Genomic DNA, 21,375 nt, shown 5'->3' with positions numbered 1-21,375 from the left:
AAGCTCGCTACACTTTGCGGCATCGTCGCAGCGGCCATCAATGACGCGACTTGTCCGCAGCTCACAGCGCCCGCCTGTGGTGAGATGCATCTGATTCTTGGATTGAGACTCATATGGATCTCGCCTATCTGCTTGATTGGGCGGCTTTGCTGCTGCGCTGGCTGCACCTGATCGTGGGCATCGCCTGGATCGGCGCCTCCTTCTACTTCGTCTGGTTGGATAACCATCTTGTCGCTCCCGTCGCTGCCGATTTGCGTGCCAAAGGCGTGAGCGGCGAGTTGTGGGCCGTCCATGGCGGCGGCTTTTACAACCCGCAAAAATACATGGTGGCGCCGCCCAATCTGCCCCAGCATTTGCACTGGTTTTATTGGGAAAGCTACTGGACCTGGATCAGCGGCTTCGCGCTCTTTGTGACGCTGTATCTGTTCAATGCGAGCACTTATCTGATCGACCCACGGATACACGCTTGGGGGCCTGGCGCGGCGATTGCGGCAGCCTTGGGCTTTCTGCTCTCGGGCTGGCTGGTCTATGACCAGATTTGCAGGCATCTGGGAAAAACAAAGGATGGCCAGATTGGCAACGACGGTCGGGTCTTGGGTCTGATCGCCGTCTTCGTCGCCGCAGCAACTTGGGCTGCTTGCCAGCTGTTCGCCGGCCGCGCCGCGTTCTTGATCATCGGCGCGATGCTGGCGACGATGATGAGCGCCAATGTCTTGGTTTGGATCATTCCGGGCCAGAAGCAGGTGATTGCCGATATGCGCGCCGGCCGCGCGGTCAATCCGGTCTACGGCCAGCGCGGCAAACAGCGCAGCGTGCACAACACCTTCTTCACGCTGCCTGTCTTGATCGCGATGCTCAGCAACCATTACGGCATGCTTTACAGCCATGCGCACAACTGGCTGGTGCTGATTGCACTGATGGCCGTGGGCGTGCTGGTGCGCAGCTACTTCGTCAAGCGGCACAAGGGTGTCAACGCCTGGAGCTTGGTGGCCGCTGCGCTGGCGCTGCTGGCGGCTTTGATCCTGTGGATGGCGCCGCTGCGCGTGCCGCTCGCCGCGCAAGCGGTGGCCCCTAGCTTTGCTGAGGTGCAGACCATCATCACGCAGCGCTGCGTGATGTGCCATAACGCCGACCTCGCGCAGAAGGGGGTGCAGCTGCACACGCAGGCCTTGATCGCGCAGAACGCGCCGCTGATCTATCAACAGGCGGTGCTGCAAAAGCTGATGCCGCTCAACAATGCGACTGGCATCACCGAGGCGGAGCGGGCGCTGCTGGGGCGCTGGTTCGAGGCCGGGGCAAAAGTTCGACTCGACTAGATCGGCGACCGAGCCAAACCAAGCCTGCTTGCTTGGCGTGGACGACGTGAGCTCCAACAACAAGGCCGGATATCCCTGTATGCCGATGAATTTTGGAGTTCGTGAACTCACTCCAAGCCAGCCTGCTTCAAGGGTTTGCTGGTTTTAGCGATTCGACACGCGTGGTACAAACCGGGCAAGTGGGAGGATCTGCAGCAAGTTTGTGCGGGCTAGCCGAGATACCCAGAAAATAGCGGCGCAGTCGCTGCGGTACGCAGCAGCGGGGTCGCCCCATGGCCTAGTTGGGCGTCGCGAAACCACTGTCTCTCACACGGTCAGGAAAGGCTCAAATGCGAATCGCAGTATCGCTACTCTCCTTTGCGCTGGTCGCTGGATGCGCAGCACCCAACGTAGATATAAAGCCTGCCGATCCGCAGGCACTTATTGGCGTCTGGAAGGTAGACCTGCGACCGACGCCAACTGCGGCGGCTTACTTTCAAGAATTCGTAGTGTCCTCGGTCAATGGAAAGACCTTCTCTGGCACCTTTTATGGCGCGCCCATTGAACAAGCGAGAATCAATACCGATTGGGGTACGGTTCGCATCGCCTTCGTCACATCAGACCAGTCGGGCCCCTACAACCACTCAGCGATTCTCACGGGCAGTCGACTCGAGGGTCTCACAAACTCGACCGGAAGAGACTTCTTGTCGTACTGGAGCGCTGCAAAGCCATAGCCAACATGCGTGCAGCGACGCCTGAGCATTCGTTCGAGCCAAGTCGGAAGGGCTGCGCACTCCAGGCTGCCATGTCATCCTGGGCCTTCCGCGCCCAGCCATCGCTCGCCGCTTAACTTCGACGCTAGGCACCGGACCTCTACAAAAGCAATGACTCCATATCGCTACGACGCCAGCCGTCGGGTCCTTTGGGTAGATGATCAGCCCAAGGACAACCGACCGATTGCCGCCCATCTTGAACGTAGAGGTATTCATATCTCCTATGCCTTATCAACCGGGTTGGCCTTGGCGCTGCTTGCAAAGAACAAATACTTGGCCGTGATCTCGGACATGGGCCGAAAGGAAGGGCTCAGGGAAGGGTTTCATTTGTTGGACAGTATGCGCGGGCGGGACGATCAAACACCTGTCGTTTTTTACGCATCGCTGGACGCGCCAGCGCTGCGCGAGGAGGCGTCACTTCATGACGCCAATGCTTGTACGAACAACGCTGCCGAGCTGATTCAGTTGGTCGAAGAGCTCGCGTCGCACGCCAAATGAATTCGAGTTCAAGTGGGCGCAGCCCGCTAGCTTGGGGTGAATAGCGAGAACCCCAAGGACTGCTGAAGTAGGGGAAAGGTCCAGCCTAGAGCATGGGCCTTGAAATAATTGCGGGTGCGGGCACAGTGTCCGGCCCAAGTGTCGAGTGTCAAGTGTCAAGTGCCAGCCGCCGCAGCGTCCTCGGGTAGACCCAGATACTGCCGGGCTGCGCGCACCCACTGCCGGGCCCAGGCGATGCCGGCCAAGGGCGCGCCCCAGTCCTTGTGCGCGGCGCGCACCCGTGCATAGCCACGCGCCACTGTCTCCGGCGCGTGGCCGGCCAATAGCTCGAAGTTGCCGAAGCCGGCTTCGATCAAGACCAGCGCAGCTGCGCCGTTCACGCCTCGCAAGCACATCAGCGCGGCCTGCTGGGCCCAGCGCTGCAGTTGCTGGCGCTCGGCTCCGAGCAGGGCTTGCAGCGTCACTTGCGCGCGCGCCCGGGTGCCGACTTGCAAAAACTCGCCGACCGAGAACAGGCCCGCGCCCTCCAGTCGCTTGAGCTGAACATCAGTGAGGCCGGGCAGACCGCCTAGCGCCAGCTCGGGCTGAAACAACTCGCTGGACCACACGCCGGCCAGATTGCTCTTGGGCACCGGCACCACATCCAGCGTCAGCTTGGACAGCGCGGCTGGTTCAATCTGGTCGCCCGGCTGCACAAAGCGGTACTCGATATTGCCCAGCGCCGAGACCTGCACAAACACGCTCGCTTCCAGCTTGAACTCGCGCACGGCGAAGTTGGACATTGCATTGCGCATGGTCGCCATGCGTCCCTGCAACTCGTCCAATGACTGCTGTACCGCGCTGGCGAAGTCGTCCGGCGCCGAGGGTCGGTCGCGCAGCTGGCTGAGTTGCTGTTCGGCCTGCTGCTTCTCGCTTTGCACGCTGCTCAGTTCTTGCTTCAGCGCGTCGATGACGGCTTGCAGATTGGCGCGTTCATCCGCGCCGATCGGCAGCTCGGCCGTGCTGCCGATCGGCGTGAAGATGCCATTGACCCCATCAATGCGAACCAAGCGTTCGCTGCCGACACGTTTGATATTGCTCGGCTCAGAGACAGGCGGCAAGGGCATGGTTGTGGCTCAGCTGCTTTGCGTATCAAGTGGCCGCAAGCCGTCGGCGTCCTGCGGCGCCAGCCGCAGGGTCACTTTCAAACCGCTGGACGCGCTGTGGCCGAACAGGCTGACCATGGCGGGATTGAGCAGGCGACAGTCAAGCCGTACGCTATCGCCGTTAGTGCCGTTAGTGCCTTTAGTGCTTGGCCGCGCATTGACCTTGCTCACCGTGGCCGCCATCTCGAAGCTTAGATCTACCTGTGTCATTGAGTACCAGAGCGGCGGCAAACTCAAAGCCCCATTCGGTGTTTGCACAAACTGGGTGACGCGGCTCAGCGCGTCGCGGTCCAGCTCGGCTTGCGCGCGCAGCACGCCGGCCACGGCTTCGCAAAGCAGGCTGGACAGTGGCGCCTGTTGCGCGGGCAGGCTGGCGCGGCGGACGGGCAAGCGGCTCATGAAAGCGACTAAAAGCTCAGGCTGCTGCTGTTTGACACCAGGCCCAGCCGGGCGCTCAGAATCAAATCCTTGGGCGCTGTGTCCGGCGCAGCACCGGCCAGTGCGGCCAGAAAGTCGCGCCGCAGCGTCAGCGCCAAGCGGCCTTGTGCGTCGGTCAGCATCGCCGTGTCGTCGGTATAGCTCCAGGGCGCACCATCGGTGTCGATGGCTATCGCCTTGCCGGCGATTGCGCTGCCGTCGGCCCGGCGCAGCTCGATCAACACCGCCATGGTGCGCGCCTGCAAGACCTCTCCGTCCATCACGTCCTTGATCTCGCCTGCCACCACATTCAGGCTGGGCCCGCGCACCACCTGGCGCGGCGGCGGCACGCCGATATCGCGCTTGGGCTGCAGCAAGGCGCTGGCGCGCACATGGCCGAAGGAGCGCTCTTGCGTGGTCGTAGCGCCGACCGTGACCGTGCTGGTGTTGGTCTGGGTGTCGACCTTGTTGGCGCCGAAAATGAAGCCAAAGGCGCCGCTGCCGGGCTGTTTGGTTTCGGTCTGCGTCGTCGCGGTGACGTTGGCGCTGCCGCTGAAGCCGCTGGCGTAGAACTCGCCCTGCAGGCGCACCGCTGTCCATTCATAGAACACCGGGTCAATGAAGTTGACCAAGGGCAGCTTGCGCGTGAAGGTGCGTGCCTCATGCAGATGGCCGTCGTCGTCATAGATGCTTTCCTGCGCCGCGATCACTTCGACCTGCGTAGTCGCCAGGGCCGAGGCCATTGCCGCACCGGTGGTGTTCAGGCGCATCTGCGTGTCGGCCACCGCTTGGCCGGTGCTGGCCACCAGCTGGCCGAAACTCATGCCGGCACTTTGCAGATTGCTGGCCAAGCCTTTGGGCGAGCTGGTATCGATCAGCATTTGACTGCCGGCGTTGGCTGCGTTCACTGCGTTGCCCGCTTGGAAGGGAGACGAGAGGGTGTTGCCCATGATTTTCTCCTGCTCAGTTTGATAGCTAGATCACCAAGTCAAAGCGCTTGCTGATCTCACCCAAGCGCAGCGTGATGCTGCGCCGGGCCGGCTGTGCAAAGCCCGGCGTGATGGGGCGGCGCAGGCTGACGCTGCATCGCCCGTCGGCATTGGTGGTCGAGCCGGTGAAGGGATCGTCGCTCGAGAAGCTGGGCAGCAGCCCGCCGGCATCCAGGCTGAGCTCTTTGTCGGGGTTGACCGCTCCGCTGGCCTTGCGCACGCTGATCATCAACTCGACGCTGCGCTCGGTCAGCACGCCACCGGTCTTGGTTTCGCTCACCGCGCCTTGGCTGATGAACAGTTGCGGGCCTATCGTCACCTGCGCCGGGACCGGGAATTTGCCGGTGCGTCGAGGCGCGAGCACGGCGTCCAGCTGCACGGTGCCGTTCGACCACTGCGCTTCGCGCTCGGCATTCAGCTGCATGGACAAAACGCTGCTGTTGGTGGACATCGCGCCCACACCGACCAGCCCGGCCAAGGCGCCCCGGGTGTTGCCGCTGTGCGTCTGCGTGAGGCTGTAGGACAAGCCGGTCTGCTCATCCATCGCGCCCACGCTCATGTCCATGGACAGCGATACATGCTGCCATTCATGCACGGTCGGGGCGACGAAGTTCAAGACCGACAGCTCGTTGGTGACGAGCTGTGTGGCGGCCACATTGGGCAGGCCATCATCATCGAGTTGCTCGATCACCTCGGTGACGACGGTGATCTTGGTGTCGGCCAGTTGCTTGACCGTCTCGATCACGCCTTCATCCAAGGCCGCTTGCGAGCGTGCCACGCCGAGGCCGATCGAGGCCAGGATATTGCCGAAGCTGGGCGTCATATCGGCCAGTTGACTGGCTATCAAAGCGCCTACGCCAGAGCTTGGTGCCGCGCCGCCGCTGCTATTGCTGCTGCCGGCTCCGCCGCCGGCATCGCGGCTAGCCAGTGCCTGCGGCTCTCTGCGACTCAAGGCGGTGCTTGGCGTGGATCGGTGAGCCGACTTCGGATGGGTGGGCTTGGCCATGAATATTCCCTGGTGAGCGCAGCGCTGATCAAGCGGGCGAGGGGGCTGCCGTCCTCGCATGAAGTGCCCGCAAAGCTTGCGGGCCTGGCGCTGTTGACGTATTGCGTTAGATCAAGGCCTGAGCAAGTTCAGCCGCGAGCCCTGGCGCTTGTTGACCAGGCGCAAGCAAGTTCGAGAAATGCCCCCGGGCAGGCGAAAAGCAGCGCCTTAGGGGGATGGCTAAACCGAACTTGAGGCGTAGCGTTGGCTGTGCTGACCGCAGCATCTGGCCCTAATATTTTTGGAGAAATCATGAAGCAGACAACGTGCTCTTTTGGACTTTCAATGCGTGCAGCCTTGCTGGCTGGCCTTGGTTTTGCGCTGGTGCCACCGGCCTCGGCCCAAGCGGCGTGGTCCTCCTTGTCCTTGGTGTTCACCGAGCCCACGGGTGTGGTCGGCCCCAATGACAGCATTGATGTCCATGTTCGCTTCAGCAACAAGGACCCCAGCGAGAGCTTCACGCTTGACAGCAATTTGCCGCTGGCAGGCCTGAATGCCGCAGATCTTCCGACCAGTGGCACTTGGAACGACGGCCAAGGGGGGTATTTTCAAAGTGACTTCACGAGCTACACCAGCTTTAGCCTGACCATCGGTTTCGGTTGCAGCGGCAGCTTCTCCCTCAATTGCACGGATGGGCCACCCTATAACTTCTCGTTCGCTGCCAATCCTTTTTCTGAGCCCTATGTCCTGGCGCCCGGCGGGCATCATGACTATTTGTTTGGGACCTTTTCGCCCAGTGCCGGTGCCGTGGCCGCGGGTGATTACTATTTCTACCGGTCCTTGGTCTGGTTGAATGTTTCAGGCTTGGATGCCGAGGGGCACATGCTCGATGCGGTGGCTTTTCCCGCCAGCACCTGCAATCGAGATTCCCTGGCTGATTGCCAAGGTCAAAGCTACTTCACGCGGACCGTGGTCGCGGTGCCGGAGCCTGAATCCTATGCGCTGATGCTTGCCGGTTTGGGGCTGCTGGCATTGCGCTTGCGTCGTCGCCGCGGCGGCGCCTGACTCTGCTGCTGGGCAGGGCAGCGTTGGCGTATCTGACCGGCAGATTGCCGGGAAGTTCGCTCCGAGATAATGGACCGGATGAACGCTGCCCTCGACCCTCTGAATCATCCCCGTGAATTTTTGCGGCATCTCTTCGATGTCGCCGTGGCGCGTGCGTTGCCGGCGCGCATTTTGGCCGCGCATCTGCCGTCGCCGCCGGCCGGTCGGACCTTGGTGCTGGGCGCTGGCAAGGCGGGCGGCGCGATGGTGCAGGCGCTGGAAGCGGCCTGGCCTACAGACAGCCGCTTGAGCGGTTTGGTGATCACGCCCTATAGCCATTGCCCGCCCGGCTTCCGGCCAAGCCGCATCGAGTTGGTCGAGGCGGCTCACCCGGTGCCCGATGCCGCTGGTTCCAACGCGGCCGCGCGAATCCTGGCCATGACGCAAGGTTTGACCCCCGATGATTTGGTCATCTGCCTGATTTCGGGTGGTGGCTCGGCGCTGTTGAGTCTGCCGGCTGCGGGCCTGAGCTTGGCCGACAAGCAAGCCATCAACCGCGCACTGCTCAAAAGCGGCGCCAGCATCAGCGAGATGAATTGCGTGCGCAAGCATTTGTCGGCCATCAAGGGCGGCCGCTTGGGCGCGGCCTGTGCGCCGGCGCAAGTCCTGACCCTTTTGATCAGTGATGTGCCCGGCGACGACCCGGCCGTGATCGCGTCCGGCCCGACCTTGGCTGATCCGACCACTTGTGCCGAGGCGCTGGCCATTTGCCAGCGCTACCAGATTGAGCTGCCGGCAGCGGCGCAAGAAGGCTTGCGCAGCGGCGCGTTTGAGACGCCCAAGCCTGACGACGCTTGCTTTGCGGCTCAGCAATCCCAGCTCATCGCCACGCCCATGATGAGTCTGCAGGCCGCCGCCGATGCCGCGCGTGCGCTGGGCTTGCCGGCCTATATCCTGAGCGACGCCATCGAGGGCGAGTCGCGTGAGGTGGGGCGCGTCCATGCGGCCATCGCGCGCTCTGTCGCGCGGCAAGACCAGCCCTTTGCCAAGCCCTGCGTGATTTTGTCCGGCGGTGAAACCACGGTGACGCTGCGGCAAACTCAGTCGCCTCCCGGTCAAGGCGGCCGCGCTACGGAATTCTTGCTCAGTTGCGCCTTGGCCTTGGACGGCGAGCCCGGCGTCTATGCGCTATCAGCCGATACCGACGGGATCGACGGCATCGGCCGCAACGCCGGCGCCATCCTCACGCCCAGCAGTTTGGCGCGTGCGTGCGGCTTGGGGCTGAGTGCGCAGCAGGACTTGGACGCCCACAATGCGCTGGGTTTCTTTGAGCCGCTGGGCGATCTCGTCAGCACCGGCCCTACATTCACCAATGTGAATGATTTCAGGGCTCTGCTGATCCGCTGATTTGCGCTGGCGCAAGCTGCGGCCCCCGCAGGCGGGTTTGTCGTCGACCGTTTTGACTTTTCGCAAAGACAGAAAAGGGGGCTTGCGACACATTGCGGTCCATTCAGCGACTTTTCCGTCAGGCCCAACGTGGAAACTGCCATCATTTCCCAGTCCGCTCGCCGCTTGCCACGCAGTGCCGGCAGCAGCGCCGCCTTGCTTGACAAGCTGCTCGGCCCGCCGCGGCTCAGCGATGCCGAGATGCATGCCTTGGCTCCGTTGACCCAAACCCGCCAATTGCAGACGGGGGCTGCGGTGTTTTCGCGCGGCCAATCCGCCGGCAATTTGGTGGCGGTGCTGGACGGGGTGGTCGGTCTGGGCTCGGCCGGCGATGATCAACAGTTTCATTTGGAGCGCTGTGTTCATGGCCCCGCTTGGCTGGATTTGAGCAGCGCCTGGTTGGGCTCAGGCCACGCCCAAGACGCCCGTGCCTTGCAACCGTCTGCGCTGCTGGAATTCCCCTTGGACGGCATGCGTGTGCTGCTGGAACGCTTTCCGGACATGCGCGAGCGCCTGATGATGGCCTTGGCCCAGACCGTGCAAAGCCTCACCGGCGCGACCCATGACTTGATGTCCAAGGACGCGCAAAAGCGTCTGGCTACTTGGTTACTGCAGCGCAGCCCGGTGCAAGGCGCGGACGTGGCCTTGAAGGAGCGTAAGCGCGAACTGGCCGCGCAGCTGGCGATTACGCCCGAAACCCTGTCGCGGCTGCTGCGTCAGCTGATGACGGCCGGCCTGATTGAAGTCAAGGGCTATTCAATCAAGCTGCTGAATCTGGCCGCCTTGCAAAACCTTGCGCATGGCTGAGCACGGCGCTGCACAAGCCTTGTCTTATAGAGGTGAATTTCAACGCTTTTCAAGTCTTAGTTCGCTGCAAAAAAGCGCGGTCGCCGCTTAGACTGCGGGTGACGGGGCCCCGCTGTGGTGGCTCCGATGCTGCTCGGGCTTTTTAAGCTTGCGCGCATCAGCTTGAGGAGACCAATGTGAGCGCTGCAGCCGAAAAGTTTTTCAAGAACAATAATGCACTGCCGACCATGCCCGAAGTGGCCAGCCGGCTGATTCGAAGCTTCGACGATGACAACATCAGTCTGAATGCCATTGCCGAATTGATCGGCAAGGACTCAACCTTGTCGGCCAAGGTTTTGCGCCTGGCCAACTCGGCCCGCTACAGCCCCTCGCACCAGATTTCCAGTCTTAACGACGCCGCCGGCGCGCTCGGTCTGGACACCTTGCGTAATCTTTCTTTGGCCGCCTGCATTTCGGGTGCCTTTCCGGTCATCAAGGGCCTGGACCGGGCGCTGTTCTGGCGCCACAGCATCACCACAGCCGCCTATGCCCGCATCCTCAGCCAGATCCTGCGCGTGGACGCCGACACCAGCTATCTGGCCGGCCTGATGCTGCGCACAGGCCAGCTGATGATGGCGATGGAAGAGCCTGAGATGGTCGCCGATGTGGAGGCCCATGCGGCCGAGCCGGGCAGCCGTTTCTCGCTCGAAGAGCACCGCTTCGGCTGCACCCATGCCGATGTCACCGCCTCGCTGGCCTCGCATTGGCATTTCCCGGCCCCCATGGTCGAGGCCTTCAAGGACGCCAACACGCCGATGGAGATTCGACCCTTCTCGCTGATGGCGGCGGTTTTGCATCTGGCCGAGGTCTTGGCCGACGCCGCCGAGCACCACGACAACCCGGCCCAGGCCTTACTGGTGGCGGTGCCCGATTTGGTTGAACATTTGCATCTGGATCTGGCCTATCTGGAGGCCAAGATCACGGCCGCCGGGGATGTGGCCAGCGATGTGGAGCAGTTGCTGCACTGAGCCTGCTGAGCCCGATCGAGGCGCCGAACCCACGCTTGATATGGCTCCTCGAGGTCAAACGGGCCGGAGTGAAATGTTCAACGCAGGTGGGGCAGTAGTCACGCTTAAAACTTTGGGGCGGCCACGTCTTGCTCGGTTTGCGAGCTGCAGTTCATGCTGAATGAGCCCAGCAGCTCATCTTCTTCATTCAGCAATTTGCCGTCCAGCACGCCCGTTTGCCGATTGACCGAAAGGCGAATCTGGTTGAGTCGGTTCAAGTTTGGGTAGGCCACCAGAATCGTGTTCTGAAACCAGCCCGGCACGACAATTACCTTCGTGCCCTTGGGTCGCAAGATATAGGTCATCGAATAGCTGACTGGCGTGGGCACGTAGCGCAGTATTTCACCCACAGGTAATACGTTAGAGCCCTGAATCAAGGCCGTGCGGTTGTTGACGCGCAAGGCGATTTCCGCATTCGCTTCATGCGTTTTTTCATCCGCGATAAAGTTGCCTTTGCAGCTGAGAAAGCGGCTGTACTCTTGGGCGTTTGCTGCAGCGCTGAGCGCCAACATTGCCAGCGCAAAGATGCCGGAAGGGAGCTGCTGCATAGCGCCTCAGGGCCGCTGTGACTCGGCGTTTTTGCTTCCCTGCACGCGCAGGGCGCCACCGGTGCCCAGCCCGCCTTTCACGCTTTGCGCCTTGTAGTTCTGCACGGCCGGAACGAGTTTGTTGTAGGCATCGGCAAACGCTTGCAGCAAGACCGTGGTGCTGGAGGTCTTGGATTCCGAGCTGTAGCCGACCCCGCCGAGGAAGTGGCTAGCCCCGCCCAGAATATTGCCGGCCAAAGCGGTATTGCTGGCCGATCCTTCGCCCAGCGCGGCCGCCAATTGAACCTTCGAGCGGACATCGGACAGCACCAGCTGCACCTTGGCATTCATGTCTGACTTTTTGCTGCTGCCCGACATGCCAATTTTGGACAGAAAACCCAGCTTGATGCCGGTGTTCTCTTTGTTTTCTAAGGAGATGACGGAGGAGCGCAACACAAAATCGGCGGCGACTTCCTGGCCCTGCTCCATATGAGCGTCGTCGCGCATTTCATTGTTGTTGGAGCGCGCGCGGCTCTTTTCGTCGTTGGCGGCCTGCTCCACGGCACCCCGGTCAACAATCACAAAACAGTTGGACTGCTGGATCAGCAAACGCAATGATTCGAGTGAGGCGCCGCTCATTGTGCCGCTGCCTCCAGCGGGCCCGGCTGAGGGTGCGCCGGCTCCGCCGTTGAGGGCGGCCAAGCTGGCCAAGACGCCGGTGATGGAGGACAGCCTGTCGTTGTTGGCTGCGGGAGCGGCAGCGGTGTTGGCTGCCGGCGTATAGCCATCTTGCAAGCGAATCGTGCCCAGGGTGGCAGTGCAGGTCTGTAGCTGAGCGTCTCCGGCCACGGCAGTTGCGCCACCGGCTGCACCGGTTTGCTCGGCCGCTCCTGTCTGAGCAGTCAAGCTCGCCAACAGCGCAGCTGCACCCAAAGAGCAAAACTTGAAGCTTCGACGGTGTCTGGCGATTGCAATTTTCATCAAGGAGGCCTCACGATGATTTGGCCTCCCCTCAGCTATGCCTGCAGGGAAGGCGGTCGTTTTTTTGCCCTCGCGAAGAAAGGCAATGCTCGCTTGGCTGTTCGTTTTCTGAGCTCGGTCGGGGCGGGTGCAAATACAGAGCTGAAGCTCGCCCGCACTCCGCGTAGCCGTCTAGATCTCAGGAGCATTGAATGCACAAGCTGTTTTCGAAGCGAGAGGAAAAGGCTGAATCGCGAGCAGAAGCCCGAAATTTGCTTCCGTGACCCTCTGCGGCTTTCAAATTCCCGCGCATATTACGGTCGCACCATCTGTTCGAGACCCCCTACGACATGGGGGGTGTGGCAGTAAAAAATAACATTCCTGCTCAAGAAGTTTTGTGCGCTGAAACGACGCGCTAGGCCGCCGTGGACGCACCGAAGGGTCCGGTCTGCTTTTTCAAGCCTGACCGGACCCTTCTTCTTCTTTTTCTTCTTGTTGTTCTGTCGCTGATTTGCAGCCTTCAGTGCTAGCCGTGCTGTTGCCGGCAGGCTTTCAAACGACTCACACCGATCACGCCCAGCCCCACCAGCAGCAACAAGTAGCTGGTGGGCTCAGGCACCGCACCGGTCACCTGCAGGCCGAACTGGATGCCCGGGCTGGCTTGGTAGCCGGCCAAGCCGCCGTCCGAGAAGGCTGTTAGGCCGGGCATGCTCAGGCCGCCGGCAGTTGCAACAAAGCTGCCGTCCGGCTCGGGCAGACCGGGGATGGTTTCCTTTGTCGCACCTTCCAACGCCAACCAGTAGTTGCCCGCCGTTGGCAAGCTCCAGTTCAAGGCTGCGGAACTATTCCAGCCATCGGCTGAGAATTCGGCCAAGCTGGATGCGAGCAGATCGCCCGGCAAATGGCTGCTGCTATCCGCATACAAGGCGACGGTGAAGTGCTCGCCGGCATTGCCCCCGCTCAGATAGGCGGACAAGCCGTCAATCTGCCAGGCGGCGTCGGCTTTGAACTGCACGGCCAGGAAGTTGGCGGTATCCAGTACATAGCCGGGCTTGCTGGCGTCCGGGCTGCCGGTGTCGATCAAGCTTGCCGCTTGGGCCGCGCCGGACAGTGCGAGCACGGCGGCGAGGGCGATTGTTTTGATGCGCATCATGGTTGTGGTCCTGCTTCAGTCTCAACGCGCCAGCGTGACTTGCTTGAGCACCTGGGTCGGGCCGAAGGCGTCATTGAAGCCGTAGGCGGTGATCTCGACCTTGCCGCTCTTGCGGATCAAGACATTGGCCCAGGAATAAGTCCGGTCTGTGGCCGGGTTGGCCGACGCATCACCGAACTTCGAATCAAACGGCGAGCCGCCCGCGCCGACCAGAATTTGCCAGGCCGCGCCCTTGGGCTGCTGCATATTGAAGATGTGCTCGTGGCCGCAGAAGTAGGTGGCGCCGTTGTCCTCGATCACCTTCCAGAAGGCATCGCGGGCCGCCACATTGACGTCCAGGCCGCCGGCCGGCGTCGGTGTGTTGGTGGCCGAGTAGTTATAGGTGTAGGCGGCCTTGTGGCCAAAGGCGAAGAAATGCTTGGCACCGCGCGCTTTGGCCGTAGCGAAGTCGCTGGCCAACCAGGCCGCCGGTGCCTTGGAGTCGGCGCCGACCGGGTCGGTGTTGACGACGGCAAAATGCGCGTCACCGACATCGAAACTGTAGGACAGCTGGCTTTGGTCGGTGCTCAGGCCATCGAATGCGCCGTTATTGCCGACGTTCAAATTGCTGGCGTCTTGGCCCACGACCGCCTTGAAGCGGGCGCTGTCGATGATCAGGTCGCCCATATTGGCGCGCCAGGCGTTTTCGTTCTCGACCTTGGCCTTCTTGCCGCAGGCCTTGCACTGAGTTTCGTGGTTACCCGGCACCGGCACGACGTAGGTGCCGGTTTCCATCACCGGCGCCACCATGCCGCGCCAGAACGCGTACTGGGTGTAGAACTTGACCAGATCGCTGTTGAGGATGTCGCCGACGGTCGTCGGTGCCACCGGCGCGCTGATAGCGGTGCCGCCCAGGTTGGAGGTATAGCCAAAGCCGGCCCAGCCGTAGCCGTGGATCATGTCGCCGTTGAAGAACAGCAGGTTCGACTTTTGCGCCTGGATGCTGCGCAGGATGCGCGAGAAGGCCTTGCTGCTTTGCAGCCAGGTTTTGTCCTGGCCGGACAGGGCGCCGAGCGTGGGGTCAGACGTTAGCGGGTCTTGGCGCGAGTCGCCGAGGGTGGCGAAGCTCAGCACCACGGGGTCTGCCTCAGCGGCCGAGGCCGGCGTAGCTGACAGGGCCAGGGCGCCCAGCAGAGCGGCGGAAGCCGTGCATGCGAGCGCATGCCGGCCGAATTTTCGACTGATCAAAGTGAACATCTGGTCCCTCCAGGACTCTAGGTGAAGGCTGCCGCCCAAGGTGCTGGGCGACCGTCCGAACGACTGCGCGCAGCCTAGAGCTTGGAGGTGACAAGGATGTGACGACCTCAGTTGGCCACGTCGATCGCACCTGCTGTGATGAAGATTCTGTCGGCGTCTGCAGGCGTGGTCGCGATGGCCGGAACATGCGCGTCGGTCAACACCACGCTGGACGAGGCACGCGCTTGGGCGCGCACCAGTTGCGAGTCGGGCAGAGCCGCGCCGGTGGTCAGCTTGGCCCACATCAGGTCCAGCGCGCGCAAGGTGTAGACATGCAGCGGCACCAAGGTCTTGGGGTACATGCCGACCAAGGCGTCGAAATGGTTGGCGTCGGTCACTTCGTAATAGCGCAGGCCGCTGCTGGCGTCGACGCGCTTGTTCAGCGCGGCATAGGGGCGCGAGTTGTGGTTGACCGGGATCAACGCGTCCGAGCGCCCGTGCACGATCACGACCGGTTTGCCGCGCAGATCACCGCTCACGCGCACCTCGCTGAGGCCGGTTTTGATGCGCGCCGCCAAGGCCTGCTCGGCCGCGCTGATGGAGAAGCGTCCGACGTCCACTCCGCTCGCCAAACGGCGCAAGCAAGTGGCACCGTCCAGATAGAAATCGGGCTTGCCGCTGCTGGGTGAGGCGGCCAGCAAGAACAGGGCCGGGCCGCCGACTGCAGTGTCGGCAATGATGTTGAAGGCGCCGCCCAAAAAACCCAAGCCGCCGCCGGTGGCCCAGCCGGTCTTGAAGGCGTCAGCGGCCGGTACCACCGGCGTCTTGTATGAGGCATCGATACCGGCCACGCTATAGCCGCAGACGCCCTCCGTCACCGAGGCGCGGGCGAAGGCATTGGCGTAGGTGTGCGCCACCAACTCGGTGAACTCGAAGCCGTAGTGGCTGTCATGCAGCAGGTCGGACTCGGCCTCCCAGCCATAGGCATGCAATTTGGCCAGGGCATCGGCCGACTGCTCGGCCAGAGTGCCGCCCGTGACCAGGCCTTGCGCCGCCAGCGAGGCGCAGCGGTTGGCGGCGAAGGCTGCGATCACGAAAGCACTGCTGGGCGCCAGCGCGGCCGACTGCGTGGCGCAGGCCTGGTAAAGGCCGGCCACGGTGATGTAGTCAAACAGCGGCTTGGCGGACATCGGCACGTTGAGTCCGCCGCGTTTGACCATGAGGCCCGCGTTGTCCGGCAGATTGAGCTGGGGCTCACCGGCGACTACGCCGCGAATCAGACCCTCGCTGTCTTGCTCGGCGGCTCGCAGCACGGCGGCGCCGCCATTGGAAATGCTGGACGCGATCACCAAGGTGTTGGCGGGCGATAAATTGGCGTTTGGGAACTGCTTGTTCAGCACATAGAGTGCGAGCTTGATCGACTGCAGCGTGTACTTGCCCCAGTCCTTCTCGGGGTTTTGCTTGCCATGCGCATGCTTGAGTGCCAAGCGGTTCGGCTTGGTGGCGCGGAATATGCTCAGATCATCGCCGAGCAAATTGGCGTTGAACGTCAGGTCTTTGCGTGTACCGGCCGTGGCCACGCTGCCGTCGAAGGCGAAGCTGGCATCGCGGTCCAGGTCATGGATGCCGACACCGCCGCCCTTGTCTGTGAGTGCGACGGCACAGCCCTTGTTGAGCGCCCATTCGCCTATCGTGCCCAACTCGCCGTAGACCGGCCGCGAACCGCTGGACGGCACCGCCACCACGCAGGCCTTGCTGGCATCGAAGTTGCTCGGCACCGTCACCATCATGGTGACGTTTTGCTTGCCGCTGCCGTCGTCCGAGACAGCCACATACTCGCTGCCCTTGTTGCCTGCCGCCGAGATGCGGCCGTAATAGCTGCCGAAGCCGCCGGCCGGCGTCACGTCGAGCAGGCCGGTGTAGCTGGTTTGGATGGCCAAGGTACGCAGGTCAGCGGCACTGGGGTTGGCCGGCAGCTGGTAGCTCAGCAAGGCCGTCAGTGACGCCGCCTTGCCCGTCAGCAGGCCGTTGCTGGCGCCGTCATAGTCGGTGCGGCTGGGCTCGGCCGTCAGGAACTCGGGTTTGAGCTTGTAGGGCGCAACCGGATCGAGGTCGTCGGCGCTGCCACAGGCCACCAGTAGAAAAGGCAACGCGCTAAGGAACGCGGCCACGATAGGCAGTTTGCGGGTCTTGAACATGCTTGTCTCCGTTTTTGTTGAGCGAGGGTCGAATGCCTTCAACTCTTGGGCAACCATAGACCTTGCGAGCGCGACACTCAATCACGCAAATGCGTGACAAAGCGAATTCAAGCTTCCATCAAGCGCTGTGCCAGCGCCGCTTTGTCATGCACTTGCAGCTTGGCGTAGACGCGGGTGATTTGCGTGCGCACGGTGTTCGGTGCGACGCCCAATTCACGCGCAATTTCTTTGCTGCTGAGGCCGGCGGCAAAGCGCCTTGCCACGGCGCTTTCACCCGGTGTCAGCGCGGCCAGCGTGTCGACCGGCAGCGCTCTGCAGAGCCACAGCTGCTCCTGCGGCTTGGCGCTGACCTCGATCTGCTGGCCTCGGTAGCTGACGCCGCGTTTGAGCGCATCCAGCACGCAGGGCGGCAGCCGCCGGTTGGATAAATCGGGCCATTGCCGGCGCAGCAAGGCCAAAAACTGCGGGTCGGCGATCTCGATGTCGCCGTGGGCATTGACCAGCGCCGATGCACGCTGCGCCTGCAAGCTGTCTTGCCGGTCCAGCAGCGCATGGTGATGAATGACGATAGCGCGTGACAAATGGGCCCAGGTGGCATGCAGGTAGTCGGCGTCTTCGGCGCGGAAGCCCTTGTTTGCGCTGCGGTAAAGCACCAACCAGCGCCCGGGCTTTGCGCCGACTGGTCGGTCACCAAACAGCAGCAGATGGCGCAAGCCGTAGCTGCGGCTGAAGCCTGCCATATCGTTCAAGCCGGGTCGTTGCGAGCCGCCGTAGAGTGCTTGGCAGTCGACCGCCAGCGGCCGCTCCAGCCCGCGCAAGAATGCCGCCGTGACGGGGTCGCCGGCTGACACGGCGCCGTAGGCTTGCAGAATGTTCTCGTCGCGTTGATGCACATGGGCTTGGGTGATTTGCAATGGCTCTTGCGATGCGGCGCCGGCTGCGCCCAGCCCAAGAACTGCGCCGTCGAAGCCGACCGAGCGTCGCAGCAGCCGCAGTGCGGCCTCAGGGAACTCCTGATAACTGGCTTGCTCGGCCAAGCTGTAGAGCTCGACCATGGCGCGGGAAAAGGCGTACATGGCGGGATGATCGCATGGCAGCGCGCGGGCCCAGTTCTACTTGCCAAAGGCCTGCTGAAAGAACCCAATTGCGGCCTTGACCTTGGCGGCCAGATGTTCCCGGTGCGGGTAAATGGCGTAAAGCGGATGGCTTTGGCAGGGGTGGTTGGGCAGCAGGCGCAGCAAGCGTCCGTCGGCCAATCCTTCGGCGGCCAGGTAGTCGGGCATCTTGGCGATGCCGATACCGGCCAGCGCTGTTTCGCGCAGGCCCAGGCTGGTGTTGAGCATCAGCTGGCCCTGCGTTTGCACGCTCTCATTGCCGTCCGGGCCGGTGAAATGCCATTGCCCTTCGTCGGCGCGTTCACTGAAGTTCAGGCAGTTGTGGCGCAGCAGGTCGGCCGGCCGGCGCGGCGCTCCATGCTTGGCCACATAGTCGGGCGAGGCCACCACCAGGCTGTGCAACTCGGCCAGCTTGCGCCCCACCAGGCTGGAGTCGGGCGGCTTGCCGATGCGCAAGGCCAGATCAAAGCCTTCGCCGATCAGGTCTAAATTGCGGTCATCCACCACCAGGCTGACCCGAACCTCCGGGTGCAGCGCCAGGAACTCCGGCAGCATCAAGGCAATGCGCCCAACGCCCAAACTCAGCGGTGAGGTGATCTTCAACAAGCCGCGCGGCACATCGCGCAGTTGGCCGATGTGCTGCTCGGCTTCTTCCGCCTGCGCGACGATCTCCCGGCAATAGGCGTGAAAGGCCAGCCCGGCCTCGGTCGGTGTGAGCTTGCGGGTGCTGCGATTGAGCAGCCGCGTGCCCAGATGTGCCTCCAGACGTGACACCGCTTTGCTCACCGCGCTTTTGGACTGGTTCAGCGTCAGCGCGGCGGCCGAGAAGCCGCCGCTTTCCACCACGCGGGCATAGACGGCCATATCGGCCAGGCGTTCATGCAAAGACATAAAGAATTGATTAATTGAGATGTTTTTGGAAACAGTGTTTGTGGATTTTGACGGATTATCAATTTCAATCAGCCTAAATATCATTCCACCCATGGAAATCTCAGCGAGTGCTGAGATCCCCGCAGAGAAAGAGAGGCTCGCAATGAAGTTCAATTGGAAGATCAACTGGCAAGGCCTGGATGAGCTCGCTTTGGGCCAGCTATCGATGGGTGGGCATATAGATGGCCAGTTAGCCGGCCAGTTAGCCGGCCACTTAGGAGTGCAAAGGAGCGAACGGCCAGCTCAGGCCGTGCAGCAGGCAGCCACGCCGGCAATATCAAGCGCGTTTGCATCCCTGCACAAGCAATGCCACGATCAAGCCTTGCCTCGCGCCAATGGCGCGGCTTGTGCGTCTGGCTAGTGGCTTGCAACAATGAACTCAGAAGTTGTTGACCACGCGTTGCAAGGCTCCCTGCCGCTTGGCATCGCAGTGCTGAGCGCCTTGCCCCGAAGCCCGGATCGCCCGTCCTTCAACTCCCATCTCAATGTTGCAGACCACAGGTTCAGCCGAGCTGCACCCAGGGAGGCGGTTTGAACTGGTTTGGCCCATCCGACTTCGCCTGCGCGCCTGGTCAGCATTTTCGCGATTGTTTAGAATATTTGTTCTAGAACATTTATACTGAACGAATGTCGCAGCCCAGCACCCCTCAAGCCACTGTTCCCCATCCCACCGCCGCCGAGCTTGATCTCTTGCGCGTGCTTTGGCTGCTTGGCCCGGCCGATGCCAAGCAGGTACATCAAGCTTTGCTGAGTGATCGCCCAGAGGCGACTTACGCCACCGTCCTGCGGCAGTTACAGCTGATGCATGCCAAGGGGCTGCTGACGCGCGACGAAAGCCGGCGCCCGCAGCTCTATGCCCCAGCGCAAAAGCAGGATAAGTTACAAACGCACTTGCTCAAGGATCTGATCGCCAAGGCTTTTGCCGGCTCGGGCAAGGCCTTGGTGCTGGCGGCGCTGAAGGGGCATGTGAGCGCCAAGGAGCGGGCCGACATTCAGAAGTTGCTGGGCGGCGAGGATGAATCCAAATGAGTGCCTCTTTGAGTGCGTGGGCCATCGGCTCCTTCGTGCCGGCGCTGGGTTGGGCATTGCTGAACTTTGTCTGGCAGGGCTTGATCATTGCGGCGCTGGCCGGTGGCTCGCTTGTTTTCTTGAGCAAGACCAATCCGCGCAGCCGCTATGCCATTTGCGCCTGTGCCTTGCTGGCCTGCTTGGGCCTGCCGCTGGGCCATCTGATGTGGCTGCTGGGCGCAGGGCAAGCGGTGTCGGCGCAAGCGACGCAAGCATTGCCGGCCTGGCTGCAGTCGCTGGCCGGGCAATTGCCGGCGCTGGTGGCGGCCTGGAGTGTTGGGCTTGCTTTGATGGCGCTGCGCTTGAGCGTCGGCCTGGCGTGGGTGAGCCTGCTGCGCCGCCGCTGCATGCCCGCAGCTGCTGCCTGGCAGTTGCGGTTGGACGCGCTGGCGCTGCGCCTGGGGATTCAAACCCCCGTCCGCTTAGCCGTCTTGCCCGATCTGGCCAGCCCCATCACCGTTGGCTTCTTGCGTCCGCTGGTGCTGATACCCGCAGCCCTGTTCAGCGGCATGCCACCTCCTTTGCTGGAGGCCTTGCTTGCGCATGAATTGGCCCATGTACGGCGCTGGGACTATCTGGTCAATTTGCTGCAGAGCCTGGTCGAAGCGCTGCTGTTCTTCCACCCCGTGGTGTGGTGGCTGTCCGGCCAGATGCGTGATGCACGTGAAGAAGTGGCCGATGCCTTGGCGGGCCAGGCACTGAATGATCCGCGCCGCCTGGCCCTGGCGCTGAACGCCTTGTCGCTGCAGCAAGCCGCGTGCTCGCCCAGCTTGCCCAATTTACCCAGCTTGGCGATGGCGGCCGGCGGCGGCAAGCTGCTGCAGCGCTTGGAGCGACTATTGAAGCCGCAGGCCCAGGCCAGCGGCTGGAAAACGGCGCTGCCCGCCGCGCTGCTGGCCTGCGCCAGCCTGTGGGTGCAGGCGAATAGCGCCAGCAGCAGGGCGCCGCTGGCCAGCCTTGCGGCCACAAGCACCATGGCCGGGCCCGGCCCCATCATCCCTACAGCGAGTCAATTGCTGCAACTGCCGCTGAATGCCCGCCATGCGCTGATTCTTGACGATAGCAGCGGCGCGGTCCTGCTGGCCAAGGACGCCGACACACCGGTCTCCATCGCCTCCATCACCAAGCTGATGACGGCCATGGTGGTGTTGGATGCCAAGCCCGATCTGCAGGAAACGCTGCGCATTGCGGCCGCCGATATCAGCCCGCATATCGGCAGCGCTGCCCGGCTCGCAGTGGGTGCGCAGATGAGCCGGCTCAGCGCCCTGCAGCTGATCCTGATCCCGTCCGACAACCGCGCCGCCGCAGCTTTGGCGCGCAACTATCCCGGCGGCACGCAGGCTTTTGTGCGGGCCATGCAGGCCAAAGCGCAGAGCCTGGGCCTGAGCCAAACCACCTTTGTCGACCCCGCCGGGGTCAAGCCCGGCAATATCTCCACCGCTGCAGAGGTGGCCAAGATCGCCCTTGGCGCCTCGCATTACCCCGAAATTGCGCGCATCAGCAGCGAAAGTGCCGGCCAGGTGGCCATCGACGGCCGGGTGCGAGCGGTGCGCAACACCAATCTGCTTGTCGGTGCCAGTGAATGGGACATTCAGTTGTCCAAAACCGGCACCACCCGCGAGGCCGGCAGTTGCCTGACCATGCGCTTCAAGAGCGGTGAGAGGCGGTTCACGCTGGTGCTTTTGGACGCAGATGATGCGGCCCGTCGTCAGCTTGACGCCAGCGAGATTCACGCAAGGCTGGCCTCCACGCACAGCAGCTGAG

Annotated in this window: 20 protein-coding genes; 9 read left to right on the top strand and 11 right to left on the bottom strand. The window is 62.5% G+C overall.

The window, feature by feature from the left end:
- The first annotated feature begins 113 nt into the window (after positions 1-113).
- Positions 114-1,316 (top strand): urate hydroxylase PuuD, encoded by a 1,203-nt coding sequence (locus LNV09_RS04400; RefSeq protein ID WP_263555869.1) that lies wholly within the window; start codon positions 114-116, stop codon positions 1,314-1,316.
- An 863-nt stretch (positions 1,317-2,179) separates the two neighbouring features.
- Positions 2,180-2,566 carry a DNA-binding transcriptional response regulator gene (locus LNV09_RS04395; RefSeq protein WP_263555868.1) on the top strand — a complete coding sequence of 129 codons (387 nt, stop codon included), beginning with the start codon at positions 2,180-2,182 and terminating at the stop codon, positions 2,564-2,566.
- A 155-nt stretch (positions 2,567-2,721) separates the two neighbouring features.
- Here LNV09_RS04395 and LNV09_RS04390 read toward each other — a convergent pair whose 3' ends face one another.
- The 4 genes from LNV09_RS04390 to LNV09_RS04375 are packed head-to-tail and all read right to left on the bottom strand — an operon-like array spanning position 2,722 to position 6,123.
- A complete protein-coding gene (locus LNV09_RS04390; protein ID WP_263555867.1) occupies positions 2,722-3,672 on the bottom strand; it encodes a DUF4332 domain-containing protein in 951 nt (316 codons plus the stop codon).
- 9 nt (positions 3,673-3,681) lie between these two features.
- Positions 3,682-4,110, bottom strand: a complete 429-nt coding sequence (locus LNV09_RS04385) for a hypothetical protein (protein ID WP_263555866.1) — start codon at positions 4,108-4,110, stop codon at positions 3,682-3,684.
- Between the two features lie 8 nt (positions 4,111-4,118).
- Complete coding sequence (locus tag LNV09_RS04380; protein WP_263555865.1) at positions 4,119-5,078, bottom strand: hypothetical protein; 960 nt, start codon at positions 5,076-5,078, stop codon at positions 4,119-4,121.
- A 25-nt stretch (positions 5,079-5,103) separates the two neighbouring features.
- The gene (locus LNV09_RS04375) at positions 5,104-6,123 is read right to left on the bottom strand and encodes a hypothetical protein (protein ID WP_263555864.1); all 1,020 of its coding nucleotides are present in this window, start codon (positions 6,121-6,123) and stop codon (positions 5,104-5,106) included.
- 291 nt (positions 6,124-6,414) lie between these two features.
- Between LNV09_RS04375 and LNV09_RS04370 the strand changes: the two genes are divergently transcribed.
- From LNV09_RS04370 to LNV09_RS04355, 4 genes are all read left to right on the top strand, one after another.
- Positions 6,415-7,167 carry a PEP-CTERM sorting domain-containing protein gene (locus tag LNV09_RS04370; protein ID WP_263555863.1) on the top strand — a complete coding sequence of 251 codons (753 nt, stop codon included), beginning with the start codon at positions 6,415-6,417 and terminating at the stop codon, positions 7,165-7,167.
- A 78-nt stretch (positions 7,168-7,245) separates the two neighbouring features.
- A complete protein-coding gene (locus LNV09_RS04365) occupies positions 7,246-8,553 on the top strand; it encodes a glycerate kinase type-2 family protein (RefSeq protein WP_263555862.1) in 1,308 nt (435 codons plus the stop codon).
- A 129-nt stretch (positions 8,554-8,682) separates the two neighbouring features.
- Positions 8,683-9,399, top strand: coding sequence for a Crp/Fnr family transcriptional regulator (locus LNV09_RS04360; protein ID WP_263555861.1), 717 nt, complete (start codon positions 8,683-8,685; stop codon positions 9,397-9,399).
- Positions 9,400-9,575: 176 nt separating this feature from the next.
- Entirely contained in the window at positions 9,576-10,406 is an 831-nt protein-coding gene (locus tag LNV09_RS04355) for an HDOD domain-containing protein (protein ID WP_263555860.1), read from the top strand.
- 104 nt (positions 10,407-10,510) lie between these two features.
- On the opposite strand, the gene LNV09_RS04350 is transcribed toward LNV09_RS04355, so the two are convergent.
- The 7 genes from LNV09_RS04350 to LNV09_RS04320 form a co-directional block, all read right to left on the bottom strand.
- Entirely contained in the window at positions 10,511-10,993 is a 483-nt protein-coding gene (locus LNV09_RS04350) for a hypothetical protein (RefSeq protein WP_263555859.1), read from the bottom strand.
- A 6-nt stretch (positions 10,994-10,999) separates the two neighbouring features.
- Positions 11,000-11,953 carry a CsgG/HfaB family protein gene (locus LNV09_RS04345; RefSeq protein ID WP_263555858.1) on the bottom strand — a complete coding sequence of 318 codons (954 nt, stop codon included), beginning with the start codon at positions 11,951-11,953 and terminating at the stop codon, positions 11,000-11,002.
- 505 nt (positions 11,954-12,458) lie between these two features.
- Positions 12,459-13,085, bottom strand: coding sequence for a PEP-CTERM sorting domain-containing protein (locus LNV09_RS04340; protein ID WP_263555857.1), 627 nt, complete (start codon positions 13,083-13,085; stop codon positions 12,459-12,461).
- Positions 13,086-13,106: 21 nt separating this feature from the next.
- The gene (locus LNV09_RS04335) at positions 13,107-14,321 is read right to left on the bottom strand and encodes a metallophosphoesterase family protein (RefSeq protein WP_263555856.1); all 1,215 of its coding nucleotides are present in this window, start codon (positions 14,319-14,321) and stop codon (positions 13,107-13,109) included.
- A 107-nt stretch (positions 14,322-14,428) separates the two neighbouring features.
- Positions 14,429-16,498, bottom strand: coding sequence for a 3-hydroxybutyrate oligomer hydrolase family protein (locus LNV09_RS04330; RefSeq protein WP_263555855.1), 2,070 nt, complete (start codon positions 16,496-16,498; stop codon positions 14,429-14,431).
- Positions 16,499-16,605: 107 nt separating this feature from the next.
- Positions 16,606-17,574, bottom strand: a complete 969-nt coding sequence (locus LNV09_RS04325; RefSeq protein ID WP_263555854.1) for a helix-turn-helix transcriptional regulator — start codon at positions 17,572-17,574, stop codon at positions 16,606-16,608.
- A 36-nt stretch (positions 17,575-17,610) separates the two neighbouring features.
- Positions 17,611-18,504: a LysR family transcriptional regulator gene (locus LNV09_RS04320; protein WP_263555853.1), complete on the bottom strand. Its 894-nt coding sequence runs from the start codon at positions 18,502-18,504 to the stop codon at positions 17,611-17,613.
- Positions 18,505-18,523: 19 nt separating this feature from the next.
- On the opposite strand from LNV09_RS04320, the gene LNV09_RS04315 reads away from it, so the two are divergent.
- From LNV09_RS04315 to LNV09_RS04305, 3 genes are all read left to right on the top strand, one after another.
- On the top strand, positions 18,524-18,904 hold the full coding sequence (locus tag LNV09_RS04315; protein WP_263555852.1) for a hypothetical protein: 381 nt from the start codon (positions 18,524-18,526) through the stop codon (positions 18,902-18,904).
- Positions 18,905-19,170: 266 nt separating this feature from the next.
- Positions 19,171-19,572, top strand: a complete 402-nt coding sequence (locus tag LNV09_RS04310; protein ID WP_263555851.1) for a BlaI/MecI/CopY family transcriptional regulator — start codon at positions 19,171-19,173, stop codon at positions 19,570-19,572.
- Positions 19,569-21,374, top strand: a complete 1,806-nt coding sequence (locus tag LNV09_RS04305; RefSeq protein ID WP_263555850.1) for a M56 family metallopeptidase — start codon at positions 19,569-19,571, stop codon at positions 21,372-21,374. The genes LNV09_RS04310 and LNV09_RS04305 overlap by 4 nt, the downstream gene beginning before the upstream one ends.
- Position 21,375: the final 1 nt, after the last annotated feature.

Origin of the sequence: Paucibacter sp. B2R-40, assembly GCF_025717555.1 — a bacterium.
Lineage (GTDB): Bacteria > Pseudomonadota > Gammaproteobacteria > Burkholderiales > Burkholderiaceae_C > Paucibacter_A.
The sequence above is the reverse complement of the archived record's forward strand: the minus strand, read 5'-3'. Positions and strand labels throughout refer to the sequence as shown.